The following is a 21,573-nucleotide window of genomic DNA, read 5'->3' as shown; positions in this document are numbered from 1 at the left end:
TCTCATTATCTATTATGAATATGAAAAAAGGAATAAAATATACAGTGGCCGGAATGGTAGCGGCCATAGTTTTGAATACAAGTTCGTGTTCAGATGATTTTTCCAATCTCGGTCCGGAAGGCGGGCCTTCTTATGAGAATTTCTGGAAGAACGAGCAGGATGCCATCAGCGCCGTAAACAGTATGTACAGCGAAATGCATGAAGAAGAGGTGTTTTCCAGGGGGATGTTCTGGTATATCAATGCTTCGGACGATATGGTCACCGGCCGTATCAATGCCGATCCCGACAATATTAAGAATTTCGTGGCCACCGGCGATGAAGGCTATACTTCCTATATGTATCCCGCAGCTTTCAGGGTGATCCGCAGAGCTAATGATGTCCTGAAAAACGTACCGGAAATGGAGATTTCCGAAACGCTTAAAAACCGCCTGTTGGGAGAGGCCTATTTTATGAGGGGATTTTTCTATTTCTGGCTGGCCCACTCTTATGGAGATGATGGTAAGAACGGGGGGATTCCCATAGTGACCGTTGAGAATATGGACAACGTAGCCGGGAACTATACCCGCCCCGAGAGTGTCATTGCCAATTACGAACAGATTATCCGGGACCTGGATAAGGCAGCCGAATTGCTGCCGTTGTTTACGGAATTATCTGCCGAAGATTACGGGCGTGCCCATAAGGATGCAGCGCTGGCTTATGCCGCAAAAACGTATCTTTATTGGGCGCAGTATGATGCAAGTAAATATGCCGAAGTGGTAGCCTATTGCGATGCCGTGACCAGTTCGGGATCCGGGAGAGCCCTGGTAGATAACAATAAGCCCGGCGAAGATTTCAGGCTGCTGCACAGCCACCTGAACAACTGGACCAGCGAATATATCTGGTCCGTTAACTCCGGGGTGGACAACGGTAGTAAATTACCGGGAGTGATGCTGGAAAACAAGGGATGGTCAAAGTATAACGGTTGGGGCTATTTCCAGCCCACCGAAGAACTTTATGAAGCATACGAAGCGAATGACCCGAGAAGGGAAGTGACTATCCTGAAGTTTGGCGATGAGTTCCAGTTTTTCGGGGAAAACAGGAAGTATTATTCCGAAAACTCCCTTTCGGGTTTCCAGTTTAACAAATATATGTACGAATACGGTTATGAGTCTCCCATAGGAACATATATAAACAGTAACGGAAATAATCCGACTACGGTGTATAATGTGCCCTTGCTGCGATATGCAGAGGTGTTACTTATGAAATCGGAGGCTCTCATCATGCAGGGGCTCAATGGCGATGTTCCCTTAAACCTGGTAAGGGACAGGGCCGGACTTGATGCAGTGACAGGGGCCACTATGGACGACCTGAAACATGAGAGAAGGGTAGAACTGGCAGGAGAGTTTGCCAACCGCCATTTCGACCTGGTACGCTGGGGCGATGCACAGGAGGTGTATAGCCGGGCACTGCACGGAAGGATCCACTCCAACAAGGCCGACCCGGATTCCGGATATACCGTGAAAGAGATATGGAAAGCCAGGAGCTTTGATCCCTCTTATATGCATGTATGGCCTTTACCTACCACCGTGGTTGAAGGCTCCGGTATACCACAGAATGCCGGTTGGTAAGATCGTATTAAAATGTTTAAATACATCACAAAAAATCCGGAACCCGTCGGTTTTAGACTTAAGATTAAAGAGTAGTCAGGCTTTCCGGATTTTTTAGTTTATGAAGTTGTGTTTGATACCATTTTTATACACACTTTAAATTTTATATCTTACGTCATGCAGTCATACGTCATGGCCGATCATATTTTATCATGTGTTTAAATTAGAATGTTTAATTACAGGGAGCTGTCCAAAAAGTAATCTCTGCGTCAACCTGAACCCTGATGTATCGGGGTTCGGAATGACGGTTTTCAAGACCTTTTGAACAGCTCCCTTGTTTATTTTTTTCAGATGAATAGATTTTTGTTTTCCCTTTTTGTTTTCTGGGGCGCACTGGTAGTAGTAAGCGCGCAAAACCCGATGGTTCATTCTCATAACGATTACCTGCAGGAAGTTCCTTTCTGGGGTGCACTTCATGCCGGGGCGGCCTCTGTTGAAGCCGATGTGGTTTTACAGGACAGGGAGCTGTTTGTGGCACATGCAAAGGCCGAGATCAAAACAGGGCGTACCCTGGAAAGCCTTTACCTGGACCCCTTAAATAAGGCCGTTGCACTCGGAATGGTCGGGGACCGGCCCCTGCAACTTCTCATAGATATCAAAACAGATGCCGTTAAAACCTTAAAACAGATAGTACACAGTATTAAAAAATACCCGGCCATACTGGAGCGTAAGAATATTGTTTTTGTTATATCCGGAAATCAGCCCGAACCTTCGGAATATGACCAATATCCCGGTTTTATATTTTTTGACTACCAGGCCCTGAAAGACCTTAGCCCCCGGCAATGGGACCGTGTGGCCCTGATCAGTACGGATTACAAAAAATACGCACAGTGGAACGGAAAAGGACGTTTTACCCATACAGACCTTCAGAAAGTTAAAGAAGTCATCGGTAAGGCACATCGTTTTAATAAGCCTTTCCGCTTCTGGGGGACACCCGATTCCAAAAGTGCCTGGAAAATTTTTACCGACCTTGGAGTCGACTTTATTAACACTGACGAGCCGTTTTCTTGTGTTACTTATGTCAATTCGCTAAAAGACAGGGTTTTTACGAATTCTGTTTTTTCAGAAGTTTATACCCCCACTTTTGAGAGTGACAGAAAAGACGAGAAAGTCCGCAATGTGATCCTGTTGATCGGGGATGGTAACGGCCTGACCCAGATATCTTCTTCCGCCCTGGCCAATAACGGACAACTTTCATTAACCCGGTTAAAGAGTATAGGACTTATAAAAACATCGTCTGCCGATGATTTTACCACAGATTCTGCCGCCGCCGGAACGGCCATTGCCATAGGAGAAAAAACCAATAACAGGGCGATAGGAGTAAATACTGCAAATGAGCCCGTACCCAATATCTGTGAGATATTATCACCCCGGGGATTTAACACGGCTGTAATCACTACCGATCAGATTACCGGGGCAACTCCGGCCGCGTTTTATGCCCATCAGAAAGACAGGGACATGACCGCTGCCATAGCCCATGACCTGCAGGAGAGCAACCTGACGCTTTTTGCCGGCGGAGGAAAAAGGGATTTCGCAGGAATAACAGGATTTTCCATAGTAGACAGCCCGGCAGCCATAAGCCATAACAGATCGGACCGGGTAGGATATTTTATGAGTGAAAGAGGAGTGCCTGCCGTACTTGAGGGAAGAGGTGACCTTTTACCAGAAGTTGTAGATCATAGCCTGAAGTTTCTGAAAAGCAGGAACAAACCCTTCTTTGCCATGATAGAAGGAGCACAAATCGACTCTTACGGACATTTTAACAATGTAGCCGGAATTGTTACCGAAGGTATTGATTTTGACAGGGCTATCGGCAAGGCGCTTCGTTTTGCGGATGAGACTCCCGGAACCCTGGTCATCATTACTGCGGACCACGAAACATCCGGATTCAGTATTCCCCAGGGAAATATAGACCGCCATGTTGTGGAAGGCGACTTTACCACAAACGATCATACGGCGACCATGGTCCCTGTATTTGCCTATGGCCCCAGGTCGGGAGAATTTACCGGGGTTTATGAGAACAATGAGATCTTTTCCAAAATACTGAAGGTCCTGGACCACAATCCATAGTAGTTGTTATAAAGCGTAAAATGCCGTGTTCCTGAAAATCCCGGGAGTACACCATAAGCCGGGAAACGTACCTCCAACCGATTTAAACTAACAAGGCTCCTCCACTGTGACGAAGGAAGGAGCCTTATTGGACTTAACCAGAATCAAATATGGGAACAAAAACCCACTTACAATTTACTTATCCTTCTTTATGGAATACGGATACGGCGGGGAAGTAATAGCCTTCATATGTTTTTTCGTCAACAAGTCCTCCGTTTTGTCCGTTATAGAAATAAAGGGCATTGCGGCTAAAGCTGTTGCCCCAGCCCTTGTCTACGGCGTGAACCACTACCCGGTCGGTATTCGGATCGTATCGCAGGCCCGAACCGTACATTACCTTTCCTTCTGGGAGGGTCGCAAAAGGAGTAGCGAGGGAGCCGGCATTCCCGGTATAACGATAGATATCGCTTCCGCCGCTCCAGGCGCTGTTCTTTGCAATATAAACCTCCGTGGCACTCGCGGCGATCGATCCCGGATGCCAGGCACCCCAGGAACCATAGGCATCAAAGCCGAGCTCCACCTCCTCTATGTTCAGGGTTTCCGGATCTACGCCCGTCAGCGTGGTTTTCCCGGCCATCCATACTTTTCCGTCACCGGTCCTGGCAAAACCGGTCTGTATGCCCGGAATGGTCTTTTCCACTTTCAGGGTTACAGCGTTCAATATCACCACTCCTTCTGCGGCCGAAAGTACAAATACATAATTTCCGGCCTTTATCATATCCCCGGTCTGGCCTTCTATACCGTTTATCTTACCGCCCAATCCTACCGGGTTCAGGGAGAGTGTATAAACACCATCTCCGGAGCTCAATAAGCCCCTGCTTTCGTCAAGTCCGGTAAAGGCTCGCCAGTCATTTCCGCCCTGGGCGGGTATTCTCCCTTTTTCCCTGAGGGAATATGCATCGGCTACCACAACGGGGCCGCCTACCTTGGCAACGAGATATAGCTCTTCGTTAAATATTGTTCCGTATTCCAGAGTGGAGGTGGTGGGCAACAGGTCTTTGTCCGGGTTTCTCTTTACAAAAACACTGTCTTCAACCGCCCCGGTATCATAGCGATAAAAACTCAAGGTTCCGGTTCCGTGTCCCATCCAACCCTCGTTAACGATATAAAAACCATTCTCATAGCCTCCCAGGGTATAAATGTTGTATACCGCACTTATTTCCCCGCCATCGTTCTGTGCCGAAAAAATGATCTCATAATCTCCCCTTTCTTCCGGCCCGAAAGCATATATGGAATCAGTACTTACCACCTCATCGGCTATGGTCCATGTATAGATCACCCCATTGTTTTCCTTTAAGCGGGGGCTCAGGGTCACCGTACCTCCCACGGTCAATGTGTCCGAAAGCTGCTGATCACCTTCTGAAAAGGAAGGCGGAGCTATGGAAGGAGGAGGTTCGGGTTCGGAAAAATCGTCATCACTGTTGCAGCTTAACAGACCGGCAAAAGCCGCAAAGACGGCCCAGTATTTTAATGATGTGTTCATGGTTATTTTAGTTTTCGGTTTTAATTATTCGGTTATACTTAAATCGGCTATCCCGGATACTTCGGTAGACAGCTCGCCCAGCCAGCCCATATTGGCCTGTATCCCGGTTTGTATCTTTATAAAATCAATCCCTTCCAGGGCTGCCGGGTCCCCGTTTTTGTCCACGGCATCGGCAAGGTCTATTTCATCACCACCCCCGGTATTGTCGGCATAGCCGTATTCGAAAGGTATACTCGTGATGTAGGAAGGGTTACTCATATCAATATTGCTTGAAGGCAGCAACGTACCCTTAACAGTATAGCTGTCCGTTTCAATCCATTCGGGATAGTAGGGTTGCTGGTGAAAGGTGTTGGTGGCAACCTCCCCGCTATGGCCCATGTTGTCTTTCCACGGAACGCCTTCCGAAGGATCTCCGGGCCGGAAATAGGTGAGCTCATAATCCCGAACGGTGCCTTCCATATTGTGGGCACTGCCTTTTATTTCATACCAGGTATCGTCGGGCAGGCCGTTTCCGTTCGCGTCCTGCATTACCCAGACTACTCCGGGCTCTGCGAAATTGGGCATGGCATTGCCATAGATGATCACGTCTTTTGCCTCCGCCCTGTTGATCACCGTATGATCAAAACCGAGCACTATGCTTCCTCCCCAGGCGCCCAGGCTTACCAGCCCTTTTTGTTTCAGGATGCTCCGGGCGCTTTCCATATTTCCCGGGTTTTTGTTGATAAACTGTCCGGGGGCAGGCCTATACTCAAACAGTTCGGCTACGTAGGGGCTGCTCTCCCCTGTAACGGGCCGTATCCGGATTGCCACGTCGACTGAAAATTTTTCCGAAAATTCCCCGGAAGTATTGAATGCCCTGTATTTCAAGGTATAATTTCCTGTTTTGGCGGGCACGAACGTGAATTCTTCCAGGGTGGAAGCCACAGAATCGTTGAGCTTCCATTCTTCTTCGTAAACCGACTCGTTGAGATTGTTTGCTGTCAGGACCAGGGTGTCTCCCAGCCGGAGGTTCAATCCGGTGTCTCCGCCGGAGATTTCCACTTCGGGGCTTAACTCCGCCCCACTCCCCTTACCCGGGGCCGCATCGTCGTCACCGGAACAGGAATTAAAAAAAGCGGCCAGGCCGAAACTCCAGAGTATGGCCGGGGTGCTGTTGCTGATCTTTTTTAAAGGATACATCATAAAAGTTTTTCGTTTAATTCATAAAAGCAAAATGTGCCGGGATATCCCCGGTCTTTACCGACCATTGAAGCTTGCCGGCGGCATTAAAACAGTACAGGGTGCCGGGGGTTACATAATCTCCGGCATCCGTAAGCAGTATTTCCCCGGTTTCGGGATGGATGGCAATGCCATAGGGTGTTTCGATCTTTGCTTCCGTACCGTCGGTGATAAATGACCCTTCCAGGATCTCCTCGGTATGTACATCGATCTTGTTATAGGATATGACATTGGTCCCTGTAACGTAACTGAACTCCGTGCTATAGACATAGGCGATCCCGTTGTGGATGGCCAGGTCGCTCACGGCCAGGTCAAAAGAGGTCTTGACCGTATCTGTTTTTGTGTCTATAACAAACAGTTTTGAAGGGATATCGAAATAATCCCCTCGGGAGGAAACATACAGGTCGCCTTCGTCGTCGATCTTTACCCGGTGCAGGTTTTCCGCTACCTCGATCCGTTTTACCTCCTGAAAGCCGGCAATGTCTATGACAGAAAGGGTGGTTTCGTAATCAGGTGGACTGTATCCCCCGGAATTGGCCACATAGATCTTTCCGTCACGGGCCACCAGTTCTTCGGGCTGCCGGCCTACTTCTACTGTTCTCGTGATATTCATGCTGGTAGTGTCGATCTCTGCTACCATACCGTTGGGGGCATTGGGGTCGCCGATGGTGCCCAGATAGGTGCTCAGGTAGGCTTTTCCTTCGTAAAAGGTAATATACCGGCAATTATCTACATTGATCTGCTTTAAGCGTTTCCTTGTTTCTGCGTCGAGGACCTCGACCTTGTTCGAAGCATTGACCACCACGTATAACTTGGAACCATAAATACCGATATCGTTACCGACATCGCCGAGCCCGCCCACTTCGTCGGGATTGGCACGGCTGAACATATTTCGTTTGTACTGCCCTGTGGTGTAATCGAAATAATCCAGGGAGGCCTTGTTCTGAAACATGTTCCCTTCGTTGAGCAGGTAAAATCCGCGGATCGTATCTCCCGGTTCCCCTGGAGTTTCCGGTGGTTCGTTCGGAATTTCCGGGGTTTGATCCTCTCCTTCGAAGTCTATCGGGTCATCACTGCGGCAGGAACTGAACACCATGAGTAACAGGCAGATCAGCAAAACTGCAAAACCCGGTCGTTTTGTGTAATGGTTTATCATAATGAATAATTAAAGGTAACACGATAGGAACGTCCCGGCATGGGGAAGTTCTTTATAACATCGTAGTACTGATTGAACAGGTTGTTGACCTCCATCCCGAGCCGTACCTCCCCGCCGAATGCCTCAAGGGCATAACGGGCGGCAATATCGTGGGTGTACCAGGGTTGCAGGTAATTGGAGCGTATATTCGCTTTCTGACTGTATCTCTCGCCGGTGTATATGAAACTGTAATTCAGTTCGGCTCTTTTATAGTCGGCGGCCAGGTTTATACTGCCACTGTGCCTGGGGATATAGGGGATCTGATCGCCATAGTTGGAGGCTCCGGGGGTTACGTCTGCGGCTTGCTGCCAGGTGTAGTTTAACTGTGCGGAATATCCCACGCCAAATCCTGTTTTCCCTGATGATCTCAGGCTGGCTTCCACCCCGGTCGTCTCCACTTTGCCCAGGTTGAGCATGGTCCACCGGAACAGGTTGGCTCCGGGAACCGCCACGATCTTGTCGGTAATCCACACCTTGTAGGCATCGGCCCGGGCTTCCAGGTAGTGCGACCCGAAAATATGCCGGAACGAAAGGCCTGCATTGACCTGTTCGGAATATTCCGGGGACAGGCGGGTATTGCCGATAAAGGTATAGTAGAGGTCGTTGAAAGTGGGCATGCGGAAAATACGTTTGTAAAAAGCCCGTAACCTGAGGTCGTCCGTTCTGAAAGGCTGCCAGCTGGCCATTACGGTCGGGGTAAATTCCTGCTTGTCCCCTGCCGCTTCGTAGTGCTTTACGGATTCCCGGATGGTGGTACTCAACATGCCGGCCTGTACGTAAAGGCGGTCAAAACTGAGGTCGGTGGTCAGTGCAGCGAGAAAGGTATTCCTTTCCGGATAGGCAAAACGATACAGGTTGGCTTCCAGGCTGTTGTTCTCATAATCCGTGGCCAGTGCTACTTTCCAGAAGTCATTGAGCCGGTAACTCTGGGCCAGGGACATATAGAATGTTTCCTGGTCGTAACGATTGTCCAGGTAGCCCGAAGTGGTCACTATTTCCGGATCAGAATAGCGGGTGTGGTCCCTGGCATATTTTCCGCGGACGACCATAAAATAACGGTCACTGACCTTTTGTTTGAACTCGCCCTGTAAAAAATTCTGCTCGTCCCAAAGGCGTTGTGGCCTCCGGAAGCGGTTGGCTACAACGGCTCCCGGCAATCCGCGTTCGGAGTTATAGTGATAATATTTTACATTCCATTTACTTTGAAACCGGGTGGTTCCATAGAGCGATGTTTCCAGCCGGTACGACCGTACATCGGCATTTTTACGGATGGCGGTCGTATCGTAGCTTCCGTTGGTAAAGCGGAACTTATAACGGCCATGAGCGTAGACATATCCGGTGCTCACCCTTGCAGACAGGTGGTCGTTGAATTTGTAATCTGCGCTCAGAGAAGGATTGACCAGACCGAAAGAACCGGTTTTAAACCCGGGTTTCAGGTTCAGGTCCCTGCCCTCCGAAAATGACGGGGCACCGGACTTCAGGTAGATGGTACTTGCCGATGCATATGCCCTGGCGGATTGTCCGGCATCGGACCGTTGCCCGTTGTAAAGGGCTATTTCTTCCATGTTTTCCAGGGAGAACCTCCCCAGATCTACCTGCCCGTTCTGGGCATTGGTCAGGCCGATACCATCGTAAAAAACGCCGGTATGCTCCGTTCCCATACTGCGTACATTGATGGTCTTGAGCCCGCCTATGCCCCCGTAATCCTTGAGCTGTACCCCGCTAAAATAGCGAACGGCATCGGCAACGGAAAGGCTGTTCAACTGTTTGAGTTTCGCTCCGGAAAGGATCTGTACGGGAGTTGCAGAGGTGTGTTGCCGCTGTTTTATATCCTTGACCAGGATCACTTCCTCCAGTTTGTGATAGACGATACTGTCGTTATCCCTGTCCTGTGCATTGAGGCTGTTTACTACGAAAACGAATAGCATCCACAACCGGAAAAACCGTCTTTTTACGCCTGATTTCCTGTATACCGACATCTCTTTTTGAGTTTACCTGAAAACAAAGCATCGGAGGAGATGTTTTCCACAAAGAACACGTGGAAAAACAGGGAAGAAAGAATACAACAGACCCTTTATTCCAGCTTCAATCCCCGAAAGCCATGAATAAATAAAAAAGCGGCAGGTATTCTGACTTGCTCCCTACACCCGACCTTCCCTTTCTACATTGAAAAGTGGCCATAAAAACGGGTTTCGGCTTTATGAGCTTACAGCTGCGGGACAGTTCCGGACTTTCACCGGATTCCCTTTTAATGAGGTTGTCTCCAAGGTCACTTGACGGTTTTCAGGACTTTTGAGACCACCTCAACCGATTTTCGGTAAAGATAGTCTTATTTCTTTAAAAAACGGATTAATGAAGTTATTGAGTTGCCCGGTTATTCAGGGGTAAAAGATCGATAAGAGATTGATCTGATCACGCCGGAAGGCCGATAGAGATTAAAGTGCTCAGGAGTCCGGTTTCCGGAGAGCAAATTGAAGAAAATTTCTGGTAAAATATCAGGAGAATACATCCAGCCGGTATAGTTTTAGCAGGTAGGAAATAATCATTACACTTCCTGTAAAAAAGATCAGGCTTTTTAAAAAGATCCCTTTTCTATCTACACCAAACCACTTATGTAAAACAGCGGTAGCAAAGAGAAGAAGGAAAGGCACGGTTGCAGGGTACAATTCGAAACTTTTGGCGATATCTCCCTGTAAAAGTGCCAGGAAGGAACGCTGAAAGCCACATCCGGGGCAATCGATGCCCGTAAGCCATTTTAGCGGACAAGGCAAGAGGTAATCCTGTATACGATGCCAGAAACCGGAATGCATTTTCTTTTTTCTTAAAAACGGAGATGTCTAAAAAATCCTGTACCCCGTCATGCTGAACTGTCACCCTGAGTACAGTCGAAGGGTTGTTTCAGCATCCCATCACGCTCATCAGATCATCAGGATGAGAAACTGAAACGAGTTCAGGTTGACGTAGAGGTTACTTTGTAGGCATCTCCGTTTTTGATTGTGATTTTCTAAAGGTTTAGTATGCCTCCCGGGCTTCTTTGGCAGAAGGTCCCTGGTATTCGGCGTCCCCGAAACCAAGCATCGGGTAAAATACAAAAGGCAACAATATAAGTCCTGCCGTAAATCCCTCACTTTTTCCAAAACTTTTGCTCAACAGATTAGTCAACCAGACGGTTGCTACAATGCTCACACAAGGAACCAGCAATAATACGATCCACCACATGGGTTTGCCTACGATCTCTACCAGCACTATAATGTTATAGATCGGAATGATGGCTGCCCAGCCCGGTTTTCCGGCTTTTTCAAAGGTTTTCCACATCCCGGCAAACATAGCGACCAGCATAACGAGATAAATAATAATTGATACCAGCCCGATACCGGCCCCGATTTGTTCATTTGTGTCCATTTGTTCTCTTGTTTATAATTATGGGTATATTTTCAAAGCCTGCACCCTATTGTGGCTTCCGGGGCAAAAGTAGAAAAATCCTGCTTTAGGAGAGTATCCCGAAAAACCGGGATTTTTTGAAATCCCCGGGGCCTTCCCTACCCCGGGGTGTTTTGTCTGGTCCGGCACTTCCCCATCCGGAACGGCCGGAGATCAGTGCACAGAAGAAGTATCCACTTTGCCCGAACCCTTCCTGATAAACAGTACAAATGGTACACAGATCAGGAAGAGGGTACCCAGGTAAATAAATATGTCCATATACGAGAGCACGGTGCTCTGTTTGGTGATTGCCCCTTCCAGTACCTGGTAGGCCTTGTTCAGTGATTCATTGATGCTGAACCCTTTGTTTATGAACATTTGCTGATAGGCATTCACCCGTTCCCGGACAGCAGGGTCGGTGATATTCAGGTTGGGGACAAGGTTTACCCTGTGTTGCTGTCCCAACCGGGCCACAAAGGTGGTGATAATGGCAATACCGAACGATCCGCCCAGCTGCCGCATCATCCCGGTAAAGGCCGCACCCTCTCCTATATCCTTTCCCCGGAGGGTAGACAGTGACAGGGTAGTAATAGGTACAAACAGCAGCCCTAGACCAATACCCCTGGTCACCAGCGGCCAGAAAAAGTGTTCGGAGCCCGTATCGGGGGTCATGACCACATACATCCAGTAGCTGTATATGAAAAATATGGCAAAGCCTCCCGCAGCAAGGTATTTCTGGGAAACACCCCGTTCCAGCAGTTTTCCTATAACAGGCATCATCAGCCCGGTAGTAATGGAACTGGGGATCAGTAACAATCCGGCATCGGTGGCGGTCCATCCCAGAATGGATTGTGTGTAAATCGGGATCACAAAGGTAGAACCGTATAAGCCGAAACCGAGAATAAAGGTCAGTATCGTGCCTATCCGGAGGTTGTAATTCCGCAACACCCTGAGGTTTACTATGGGATGTTCGTAGACCAGTTCGCGCCAGATAAACAGGAGCAGGCCAAAGACAGACACTACACTGAGGATTAAAATGGTGGAGTTCTCAAACCAGTCGTCCTGCTGGCCGTGTTCCAGTACAAACTGCAACGACCCGATAAAGGAAGCGAGGAACACGATCCCCCACCAGTCTACCTGGCTGGCTTTCAGTTTTTCTCCGTATTTCGGGCTCTTCACATATAAGAGGGTCAGGAATGTAGCTATGATACCGATAGGAACATTGATGTAAAAGATATACGGCCAGGAGAAATTATCGACCAGGTATCCGCCAAGCGGAGGGCCTAATGTAGGGCCTACGATCACTCCCATACCGTAAATGGCCTGGGCCATACCGCGTTTTTCCGAGGGATAGCTTTCGGTGATGATGGTCTGTGCCGTAACCAGCAGGGCACCACCTCCCATTCCCTGGATAAACCGGAAGATCACCAGTTCCCAGATGTTGGAAGCATTACCGCACAAAAAGGAGGCTACCGTAAAAATGACAATGGAAGCCGCAAAATAATTCCGCCTGCCGAACTGTTTGGACAGCCAGCTGGTCATCGGTATGATGATCACGTTGGCAATGGCATAGGCCGTAATGACCCATGCAATATCGTTGAGCGAAGCCCCGAGGCTTCCGCGCATATCGTTCAGGGCTACGTTGACAATGGTCGTATCTATGATTTCCAGGAGGGCGCACAAGATGGCAGTAATGGTGATAATCACCCTCCGGAAACCATATTCGACCAGGCTGTTTTCGTCTTGAACCTGTGTTTCAGCCATGACTTAATTTAAATGTACATCTACAATGACGTTCATTCCGGAACGCAATCGTTTTAGTTTTTCCGTATCGTTATTTGCTGTAAAATCTATTTTTACCGGGAGCCGTTGTACGGTCTTTACGAAGTTGCCCGTGGCATTGTCCGGAGGCAGCAGGGAGAATTTTGCCCCGGTTGCCGGGGAAAAGGCAGAGATCTCTCCTTCGAAATCCTGGCCGGGATAGGCATCTACTTCTATGACTACTTTCTGCCCGCTGCGCATTTTGTTGAGCTGGGTTTCCTTGAAATTGGCCACCACCCATTTTTCTTTGGTGTTCACCAGGTAAAACAGGGATTGTCCGGGCCGTATAAACTGTCCTTCCTGCACATTGACTTCAGAGAGCTGCCCATCGATAGGCGCGGTAACGATGGTATAGCTGAGATTGAGCAGGGCCGCATCGATCCGGGCCTGTGCGCTTTTGACATCAGCTTCGGCTACGGCCACCTTTTTTTCGGATATTTCGGTCTGGGAAACTGCGGCATGGTGCTGACTGTTACTGGCTTTTTGCTGGCTTTGCAGGATCTTGAGCTGCTGTTCGGCTTCCTGTTTGGCTGCCAGTGCTTCTTCGTATTGCTGGGCTGTTATGGAATGATTTTCATACAGGTTCTCGTAACGTTCAAAATCGCTGGTGGCCCTCCACAGCCTGGTTTTGGCCGTTTCGATATTTTCCAGGGCCGACCTGGCCTGGGAACCGGAAGCCGCAGCGTTGGCCCGGGACGAACCGATACCGGCCTTTGCCACCACAAGCTGGCTCCCGGCTGCTGCCAGTCCCGCCCTGGCCTCCTCTAGTTTTACCTTGTAGTCCCTATCGTCTATGATAAACAGGGTATCCCCTTTTTTGACCACCTGGTTATCGGTGACAAATACCTTTTCCACATAGCCCTCCACATGCGGTATTACAGGGCTCATATTGGCCTCTACCTGGGCATCGTCCGTGGTTTCGTGAGAGAACGAACGGATGATCTTGTATCCGCCATACAGAATACCTATACCGACCAAAACCGAAATAATGATCACAAATTTTTTGTTGGTCTTTTTCTTTTGTTCCATTTTACAAAAAATGATTGGGTTACTTATTTATGTAATTTGTCAGCGTTCCTTGTGCTGTGAGGAATTCATAATATTTCCGGGTAATGTCCGCCCTGGAATAGGCGAGGTTGATCCGGGCCTGTAACTGATCTACATCAGCTTCGAGCAGGTCGTTCGTATCCACCAGGCCGTTGTCGTACTTATCTTTAACGATACGGTAGTTTTCAATGGCCTGTTCCCGGGATTCGGTATATACTTCGAACTTTTTCAGGGCCAGGCGATAGTCTTCAAGTGCGTTTTTTACCTGGATATCCACCTGATCGGAATACTGGTTCAGTGTGTATTGAAGTTCGGTAGCCCTGCTCCTGGCCAGTTTTATATCGCTTTTGGATTTGAAAATATCGGCCAGGTTATAGGAAAGCCCTACACCGAAATTCATGGCATTGGTTACCGTAAGTACATTGTGAGCATCCAGCGCAACATAGCCTCCGAGCAGGCTTATAGCCGGGAAAAATTTGCTCTGAGCCACTTTGACCTGGTTTTCCGCGGCCTTTTCCCGGTAGCGCAATGCTTCGAGATCGCTCCTCGATACGGCTACCGTATCGCTTTCGGGTACAGGGATCATATCCATCCCCTCTTCGACCGTTCCGATCTCTGTTCCGGAAGGCAGTTTAAGCAGGGTAGCCAGCCTGTAGTTCAGGATACGTTCGTTCTTCATGGCTTCTTCCAGCGTAACGCGTACGTTAGACTCCTGCAGTTTTGCCTTTAAAAGGTCGTTGCGGGCCAGCAACCCGTTCTCTTCCATGGCAGAAAAATCCTTTACCCTCTGCCGGGCGCTTTTGAGGTTTTCGCGAACCAGTTTAACGGTCTGCCTGGCTTTATACAGATCGATGTAATCCTTAACCGTATGCAGTGTCAACTGTTCTTTGTCACTTACAGCAGTAAGCCTGGCTGCTTCCAGCCGGTTTTCTCCGGCATTCACCAGATTTTTGAGCTTAAAACCGGAAAAAACGGGTATTGAGGCATTGACCTGCCCCAGAAGAAGCTGGTTGATATCGGGAGGGTCCCCGGCACCACCTTCTTTGTCTGTGCCGGTACCACCCAACAAACTACTCTGTATATTGGGGCTGGTGAGGTACTGATATTGCCCGGACACCTTCAGGTCGGGATACTGCGTATTTTTGGTGACATTCAGTTCGCTTTTGGCCGTATGTACTTTTTCTTCTGCAATCTTGGCTTCATCACTGTTTTCCAGTGCAAGCCGGATGGCCTCTTTCAGGGTCAGGGGTTTGTCTTGCTGTGCCGTAATACTTTCCACAACGGTAAAACACAGGAAGAAAATCCATAAAACTCTAATTTTCATTTATTTATTTTTAGACGGGTGACCGGTGACCGGTGACCGATGCACACATTCGTCATCCGTCTCCGGTCTTCCATTCCCCTTTTGTATAATCCGGTTATAAAACAGTCATTGTCTGGTAGGCCTGAAGGCGCCTTTAATCATATTGGTTTCATATATGTTTGTTTTTTGGGCGGGTGACGAATGGCAGGTGACCGATGCACACATCCGACATCCGTCTCCGGTCTTCTATCCCCTTTTAAATGATCCAGCTATAAAACAGTCATTGTCTGGTAGGCCTGAAGGCGCCTTTAATCATATTGGTTTCATATATGTTTGTTTTTTGGGCGGGTGACGAATGGCAGGTGACCGATGCACATATCCGACATCCGTCTCCGGTCTTCTATCCCTTTTTAAATGATCCAGTTATAAAACAGTCATTGTCTGATGGGCCTGAAGGCGCCTTTAATCATATTGGTTTCATATATGCTTGTTTTTGGGACGGGTGACGGATAGCAGGTGACCGAAAAAATCGGGAAGGAATATTCCCGGGGGCATTATCAATTGATTTGTGATTTGCCCCGGGGCATTTCATAGGTAAGCAGTGCTTTTACAGTTTGTTGTATATGCCTGATCAAGGTGGTATTCACATAGTCCTCAACAGTCTGTTTTCCGTCCAAACCATGCAAAGCCTCAAAAAATTTCCTGTGGTTATAGAAATGGAAATAAGTGCCCAGTATGGTGGGAATGAGGAGGGGAATATTAACTTTTTTGGAGAACACCCCTGCTTTCTGGCCACTCTTTATAAGTTTCTCGATCATGCTGTAATTATCCTTTTTCCGGCGGATATAATTTTCAAAACTCACCTGCCGGGAGGGGTTGGAATACTCAAAACTGACCACTTTATACGCCCGCCTGTTACGGTGTATCCTCGTCACGATCAGGGCTACCATCCGATCTACCTTGTGCATATGATCGCCTTTGTCCAGCATTACCTTCTCCATTTCGTGCCGAAAACCGGCAAGACGGTGATATAACAAGGCATCGAGCAGCTTTTCCTTGGAGCCGAAATAATAGGAGATCATGGCGATGTTGATATTGGCTTCCCGGGCAATCTGGCGTACCGATGTGCCGTCAAAACCATTCTCCGCGAACAGTTTTTCGGCGACTTCGAGAATAGCCGCCTGTTTTTCGTTCAATTCCATCCTTCTTCCCTTTTAAATTTGAAGGGACAAAGTTAAACAATCGTTTAAATTAAACGATTGTTTAACTTTCATTTTTGCGTTTTTTTAACATTCAGGAACGGATGCCGGGCCAGCAGGGATATCCCGGACAGGGTGCAGATCTTCTCAATCTACCTTTACATTTCCGGTAGGTTTCTCAAGCCTGTTCGGTAGCCAGTAAAGCATTACCGACACTATTCCCAGGCAAATTATATTGGTTATCAGCCCGTACGTAATCCCTAAAGTATACTCCTGCGCACTTTTGCTTTGTATTACCGAATAAAAAACACCTCCTATGATACTAATTCCCAATGCCGATGCGGTTTGCTGAAAAGTGGAAAATATCCCGGAGGCCACCCCCGCGTGTTTTTGCGGGACATTGTTCAGAACAATGTTCAGGAGAAAAGGCAGTACCATACCATTGCCCAGTCCGTACAGCCCGATCAATGATATGGAAACAAACGGGGACGTTTCTGTTGTAAAAAAAAGCAATTGCAAAACAAAGGAAAGGAATATAATAAGGAGGCCTGTGAGCAAGACCTTCTTCCCATATTTCACCAATTGTTTCGACGCTACTAATGAAGATATCATGAATAACAGGGCGTGAAGCAGAAAATACATTCCACATTCCAGGGCAGAAATTCCCAATCCGCTTTGCAGGTATACCGCGCTCATCAGCAGATAGGCCGTATGAAGCATAAAATGAAACAATACCACGCCGAGGCCGATATTAAATTCCCTGTTGCGAAACAGGCCCATATCCATAAGCGGGTATCCTTTCTTCCACTGCTTCTTTTTCTGGTCCCTGACGAAAAAGATCAGGATCAGCATCCCTGAAACGATCAGGCCAATACTCCAGGAAGGCCAGTGCTGTTCCCGTCCTTCTGTAATTGCATATATGAGGGCTCCCAGTCCTGAAGTCAATATTACGGAACCCGAATAGTCAAAACCTGTACCCGTCTCTTTTTCCGTTTCGTCCAAATACCGGTTTATGGCCCACAAGGCTGCCAGGCCAACGGGGAGGTTTATGAAAAAAATCAGGCGCCAGCCTTCTGTTATGATGTGGGTTTCCACCAGGTACCCGCCTAATATCTGCCCTATGATCGCAGCAATACTCAGGGTTATCCCATACCATCCGATAGCTTTTGCCCTTTCATCCGGTTCGGGAAACAAAACCTGTATAAAGGCTATGGATTGAGGCACCATAAATGCAGAGCTCACCCCCTGAAAGAACCGGGCTGTATTCAATTGCAAAACCGTCTGTGCCATACCACAAATACACGAGGTCAGCGTAAACCAGAACATTCCCCAGAAAAACACCTTTTTTTTCCCGAGGTAATCCCCTGCCCTCCCGCCGGTAATGAGAAAAGCGGCACTTCCCAAAAGATAACCGGCTATGACCAGCTGTGTTTCCCCGTCCGAAGCACTCAAACTCTTTTGTATTGCCGGGATGGACATATTAATGATAAAAATATCTATAACGTATAACAAAGGTGCTGTCAAGACAACGGCTAATGCCATTATCCTGTATCTGTTTTTTATTTGCATAAGATCATCGGTTAAAAATTTTACATGTTTACCGGGACCGTATTCCGTTCGGGTCCCGGATAGCAGCAAAATTATACCCGTGACCTATGGCCGGCAACCGAAAATTAAACAGGTATTTTTTCAGAATAATTTTGAATGGGATCAGCATCAACCCGGGCGGAAAAGGGGTTTTCCATTCCGGTATACTTATCTTAAACAGGGACCATAGCAGTCCTCACCCGGAGATCAACTGGTAAATTGTAGAAATTACCTTAAAAAATAAGACTGGTCACCGTGCCCTCTCCTTCCACACTGCGTATCTGTATCCTTCCTTTGTGTAGTAGCATAATCTGTTTACACAGGCTCAGCCCTATTCCACTGCCTTTTTTCTTGGTGCTGAAAAAGGGGACAAAGACATTGTCGATCACCTCTTCAGGTATCCCTTTTCCGTTGTCGGATACTTTGATCACGGTGTTACCATCCAGGTGCCGGTCTGCGGAGATCACGATCCCGGGGGATTTTTTTCCTTCGCAGGCATCCACGGCATTGAGTATAAGGTTGATGAGTACCTGCTCTATAAGGTAAGTGTCGATATGTACTTCGAGGTCCTGGGGTTCGACCTTGTATTCTACTTCGATGTTCTTGGTTTGCAGGGAAGGATTCATCAGCTGGTTTATATTCCTGAAAAGTTCGCCCACGGCAATCCGGCTCAGGTTAAGGCTGGTCACTTTATTGAGGCTGCGATAGGTCTTGGCGAATTTCATCAGGCCTTCGCTTCGTTTTTTTATGCTTTCGATCCCGGTGTGCAGGTCTTCGATCTCCAGGGGATATTGATCCGGTTCTTCCATGGCCATTTGCACGTTGGACTTCAAGGTATCGGCCAGGGAAGATATCGGGGCAATGGAATTCATGATCTCATGGGTCATAACGCTGAGCAGTTTTTTCCACGCTTCCGATTCGTTCTGGTTCAGGGTGTCTTCGATATTCTGAAGGACCAGGAGCTTAAAGGCTTCTTTGCCCACATGAAAAACCGCATTGGACACGAGCATTTTATTCTTTTGGTTATCAACGTCAACGGTGACCGATGTTTCCCGGGAGTGATCGGCCTGCAACAGTTCACGGAACAGTTTGGGTTTCCTGTTGGCAATAAACCGGATATTCTTTACCGAAGGGATATCGAGGTTTTTCCGCAGGGACTCGTTGGCCCAAAGGACATCGCCGGTATTGAGGTTATAGGCCATGATACCCACATCTACCATTTCCAGTATTTTTTGCAGGTAGAGGTATTGCGTTTCCTTTTCGCTGTTCATTTCCCTTACCGTACGGTTCACTTCATTGAATCCGCGGTGCAGTTGGCGCATATCTTCAGGGCCCCTGTTTTCTGTATACCACCTGGAAAAATCGCGGTATTTTACGGCTTCGAAAAAATCATCGATCTCCCTGAAACGCTTTATACAGAACGCATGGAGATAATAGCAGGCCCAGGCGCTGAGCAACAGTGTGGGAACAATAGCATATATATTGCCCGCACTCACGGCAAAAGCCAGCGCGGTCAGGGAAATCAAAAGGATACCGACTCTCAGTAAAAGGATCTTTTTATAGGAATCAGAGGTCATATTTGTGTAGTCTTCGGTACAGAGCTGCCCTGGTTATACCCAGTTCCCTGGCTGATTTGGAGATATTGCCATTATTCTTCTCCACCACTTTGAGGATGGTGTTCTTTTCAATAGTCTCCAGGTTCAGGTTTCGGGGTTCTGCCGGTTCCTGATATTTTTCAATGGGCGAGAACACCAGGTCTTCGGCGCGAAGGGTATCGCCTTCGGCCATGATCACCGCGCGTTCGAGTGCATACTGAAGTTCCCTGACATTCCCCGGAAAACTGTAATCCTTTAGTTTCTGCATAAAGCTTTTATCCAGGGTAAACGGTTCTTTCATATATTTTTCGGCATAAAGCTGTACAAAATGCCCGGCCAGCAGTTTTATGTCTTTTCCCCGGTCACGTAGTGGCGGTACGGTGATCTCTACGGTGTTGATCCGGTAGACCAGGTCTTTGCGAAACCTGTTCTCGTCTGCCAGTGCTGGGAGTTCGAGATTGGTGGCACAAATAAGCCGGATATCGACCGGGACCATTTCGTTGGAACCCAGCGGGGTGATATACCTGTTTTGTAACACGGTAAGCAGCCTGGCCTGTTGCTGGAGGCTTATATTTCCTATTTCATCGAGAAAAAGCGTCCCCCCCGAAGCGGTTTCGAACCGGCCTTTCCGGTCTTCCCGGGCATCGGTAAAGGCCCCTTTTTTATAGCCGAACAGCTCACTCTCAAACAGGGATGGTGTCAGCGCCCCGAGATCTACCTTTACAAAGGGTTTGTCTTTTCGGAGGGAGTTTTCGTGCAGCGCTCTTGCAATAAGGTCTTTCCCGGTACCGTTCTCGCCCAGGATCAGGATATTGGCATCTGTGGGAGCTACTTTTTGCAGTTTGAGAAAGACATCTTTGATAATATCGCTTTCCCCGACGATCCTCTCCCCTTCAATTTTCAGGGACCGGGCAGGGGCCTTCCGGGACTTTCTCTTTTCCAGCAGGCCTTGCAGGGACTGTAATATCTTTTCGTTCTTCCATGGTTTTACCAGGAAATCGGAAGCGCCTTCCTTCAGGGAGCGGATGGCCAGGTCGATATCTCCATATGCCGTGATGAGGATCACATCGACCTTCTCATCGGCTTCCCGGATCTTACGGAGCCAGTAAAGCCCTTCATTTCCCGTATTGACCAATCCGTTGAAGTTCATGTCGAGGATAATGACATCGAACTTATTCGTTTTCAACAGGGACGGGAGATGATCCGGTTTTTTTTCCACCACCACTTCCCTCACCCTGGATTTCAGCAAAAGCCGCATGGCGGTGAGTACATCGGCGTCATCGTCTATAACTAATATGCGGGCGTCTTTTAAGAGCATAATCGAAGTTAAGAATTAAAATATGGCTAATGGGTTATTACACAGAGTTTCACAGAGAAGGCTCAGAGATTCACAGAGTCTTTCTGCTGTTTTAAATGAAATCAATTTATAAAGCGTTTTATGTTATTTTTCAAAACTTTACTATCAAAATTCATTAATAGTCCCACTGGATAATTTCCCAATTTCAAATAAGTCAGGATCTGTGCAAAGTGAACATCTGTAAAACATTCCACAGTTTTTAATTCTATAACCAATTGGTTCTCTATCAACAAATCTATCCTGTATCCGTGATCCAATTTGATGTCTTTATATACTATGGGCAAGGCCTTTTCCTTCTCTACATAGATTCCTGCCTTTCTTATTTCATAATACAAACATTCCTGATAAGCCGATTCCAAAAGCCCCGGCCCCAATTGCCGGTGTACCTCCATAGCAAGGCCTATCACCTTATAAGAAAGATCATTTATCTCCATATTTTACCATCAATAAAACTTTGTGTTACTTTGTGTGTTCTCTGTGAAACTCTGTGTAACAACCTATTTTGCCCCAAAATTTCACTTGAAACACCTTGTATTCGAAGTCCGTAAACATCAAACCTTTACAATATTACAACTTTATCCCTTTTAAGAAAA

Annotated in this window: 16 protein-coding genes and 1 riboswitch; of the genes, 2 read left to right on the top strand and 14 right to left on the bottom strand. The window is 47.7% G+C overall.

Translation table 11 applies throughout. The features are described 5' to 3' along the window. Positions 1-20 precede the first annotated feature (20 nt). Both KN811_RS16620 and KN811_RS16615 read left to right on the top strand, forming a co-directional pair. Positions 21-1,607 (top strand): RagB/SusD family nutrient uptake outer membrane protein, encoded by a 1,587-nt coding sequence (locus KN811_RS16620; RefSeq protein ID WP_187963941.1) that lies wholly within the window; start codon positions 21-23, stop codon positions 1,605-1,607. A 330-nt stretch (positions 1,608-1,937) separates the two neighbouring features. Then, the gene (locus KN811_RS16615) at positions 1,938-3,716 is read left to right on the top strand and encodes an alkaline phosphatase (RefSeq protein WP_187963940.1); all 1,779 of its coding nucleotides are present in this window, start codon (positions 1,938-1,940) and stop codon (positions 3,714-3,716) included. A gap of 178 nt (positions 3,717-3,894) precedes the next feature. Here KN811_RS16615 and KN811_RS16610 read toward each other — a convergent pair whose 3' ends face one another. From KN811_RS16610 to KN811_RS16545, 14 genes are all read right to left on the bottom strand, one after another. After that, entirely contained in the window at positions 3,895-5,238 is a 1,344-nt protein-coding gene (locus KN811_RS16610; RefSeq protein ID WP_187963939.1) for a DUF5074 domain-containing protein, read from the bottom strand. Positions 5,239-5,262: 24 nt separating this feature from the next. Then, on the bottom strand, positions 5,263-6,420 hold the full coding sequence (locus KN811_RS16605; RefSeq protein ID WP_187963938.1) for a cell surface protein: 1,158 nt from the start codon (positions 6,418-6,420) through the stop codon (positions 5,263-5,265). 13 nt (positions 6,421-6,433) lie between these two features. Further along, positions 6,434-7,612: a YncE family protein gene (locus KN811_RS16600; RefSeq protein WP_187963937.1), complete on the bottom strand. Its 1,179-nt coding sequence runs from the start codon at positions 7,610-7,612 to the stop codon at positions 6,434-6,436. Next, positions 7,609-9,630 carry a TonB-dependent receptor plug domain-containing protein gene (locus KN811_RS16595; RefSeq protein ID WP_187963936.1) on the bottom strand — a complete coding sequence of 674 codons (2,022 nt, stop codon included), beginning with the start codon at positions 9,628-9,630 and terminating at the stop codon, positions 7,609-7,611. Before KN811_RS16595 ends, KN811_RS16600 begins: the two co-directional genes overlap by 4 nt. A 134-nt stretch (positions 9,631-9,764) precedes the next feature. Next, a riboswitch (cobalamin riboswitch) is annotated at positions 9,765-9,965 on the bottom strand. A gap of 181 nt (positions 9,966-10,146) precedes the next feature. Next, entirely contained in the window at positions 10,147-10,461 is a 315-nt protein-coding gene (locus tag KN811_RS16590) for a DUF2752 domain-containing protein (protein WP_187963935.1), read from the bottom strand. Positions 10,462-10,663: 202 nt separating this feature from the next. Continuing rightward, entirely contained in the window at positions 10,664-11,053 is a 390-nt protein-coding gene (locus tag KN811_RS16585; RefSeq protein ID WP_187963934.1) for a DUF5684 domain-containing protein, read from the bottom strand. Between the two features lie 192 nt (positions 11,054-11,245). Then, positions 11,246-12,835 (bottom strand): MDR family MFS transporter, encoded by a 1,590-nt coding sequence (locus KN811_RS16580; protein WP_187963933.1) that lies wholly within the window; start codon positions 12,833-12,835, stop codon positions 11,246-11,248. A gap of 3 nt (positions 12,836-12,838) precedes the next feature. After that, positions 12,839-13,921 (bottom strand): HlyD family secretion protein, encoded by a 1,083-nt coding sequence (locus KN811_RS16575; protein WP_187963932.1) that lies wholly within the window; start codon positions 13,919-13,921, stop codon positions 12,839-12,841. A gap of 19 nt (positions 13,922-13,940) precedes the next feature. After that, positions 13,941-15,263: a TolC family protein gene (locus KN811_RS16570; RefSeq protein ID WP_187963931.1), complete on the bottom strand. Its 1,323-nt coding sequence runs from the start codon at positions 15,261-15,263 to the stop codon at positions 13,941-13,943. Positions 15,264-15,799: 536 nt separating this feature from the next. Next, complete coding sequence (locus KN811_RS16565) at positions 15,800-16,444, bottom strand: TetR family transcriptional regulator (protein WP_187963930.1); 645 nt, start codon at positions 16,442-16,444, stop codon at positions 15,800-15,802. Between the two features lie 144 nt (positions 16,445-16,588). After that, a complete protein-coding gene (locus tag KN811_RS16560) occupies positions 16,589-17,983 on the bottom strand; it encodes an MFS transporter (RefSeq protein WP_187963929.1) in 1,395 nt (464 codons plus the stop codon). Between the two features lie 278 nt (positions 17,984-18,261). After that, the gene (locus tag KN811_RS16555; RefSeq protein ID WP_187963928.1) at positions 18,262-19,605 is read right to left on the bottom strand and encodes a sensor histidine kinase; all 1,344 of its coding nucleotides are present in this window, start codon (positions 19,603-19,605) and stop codon (positions 18,262-18,264) included. Further along, positions 19,595-20,941, bottom strand: a complete 1,347-nt coding sequence (locus KN811_RS16550) for a sigma-54-dependent transcriptional regulator (protein WP_187963927.1) — start codon at positions 20,939-20,941, stop codon at positions 19,595-19,597. The genes KN811_RS16555 and KN811_RS16550 overlap by 11 nt, the downstream gene beginning before the upstream one ends. 101 nt (positions 20,942-21,042) lie before the next feature. After that, complete coding sequence (locus KN811_RS16545) at positions 21,043-21,414, bottom strand: GxxExxY protein (RefSeq protein ID WP_187963926.1); 372 nt, start codon at positions 21,412-21,414, stop codon at positions 21,043-21,045. Between the last annotated feature and the right edge of the window lie 159 nt (positions 21,415-21,573).

It is taken from the genome of Sinomicrobium weinanense, from assembly GCF_018863395.1.
GTDB classification, from domain to species: domain Bacteria; phylum Bacteroidota; class Bacteroidia; order Flavobacteriales; family Flavobacteriaceae; genus Sinomicrobium; species Sinomicrobium weinanense.
This window is presented reverse-complemented; position numbering and strand designations above follow the sequence as displayed.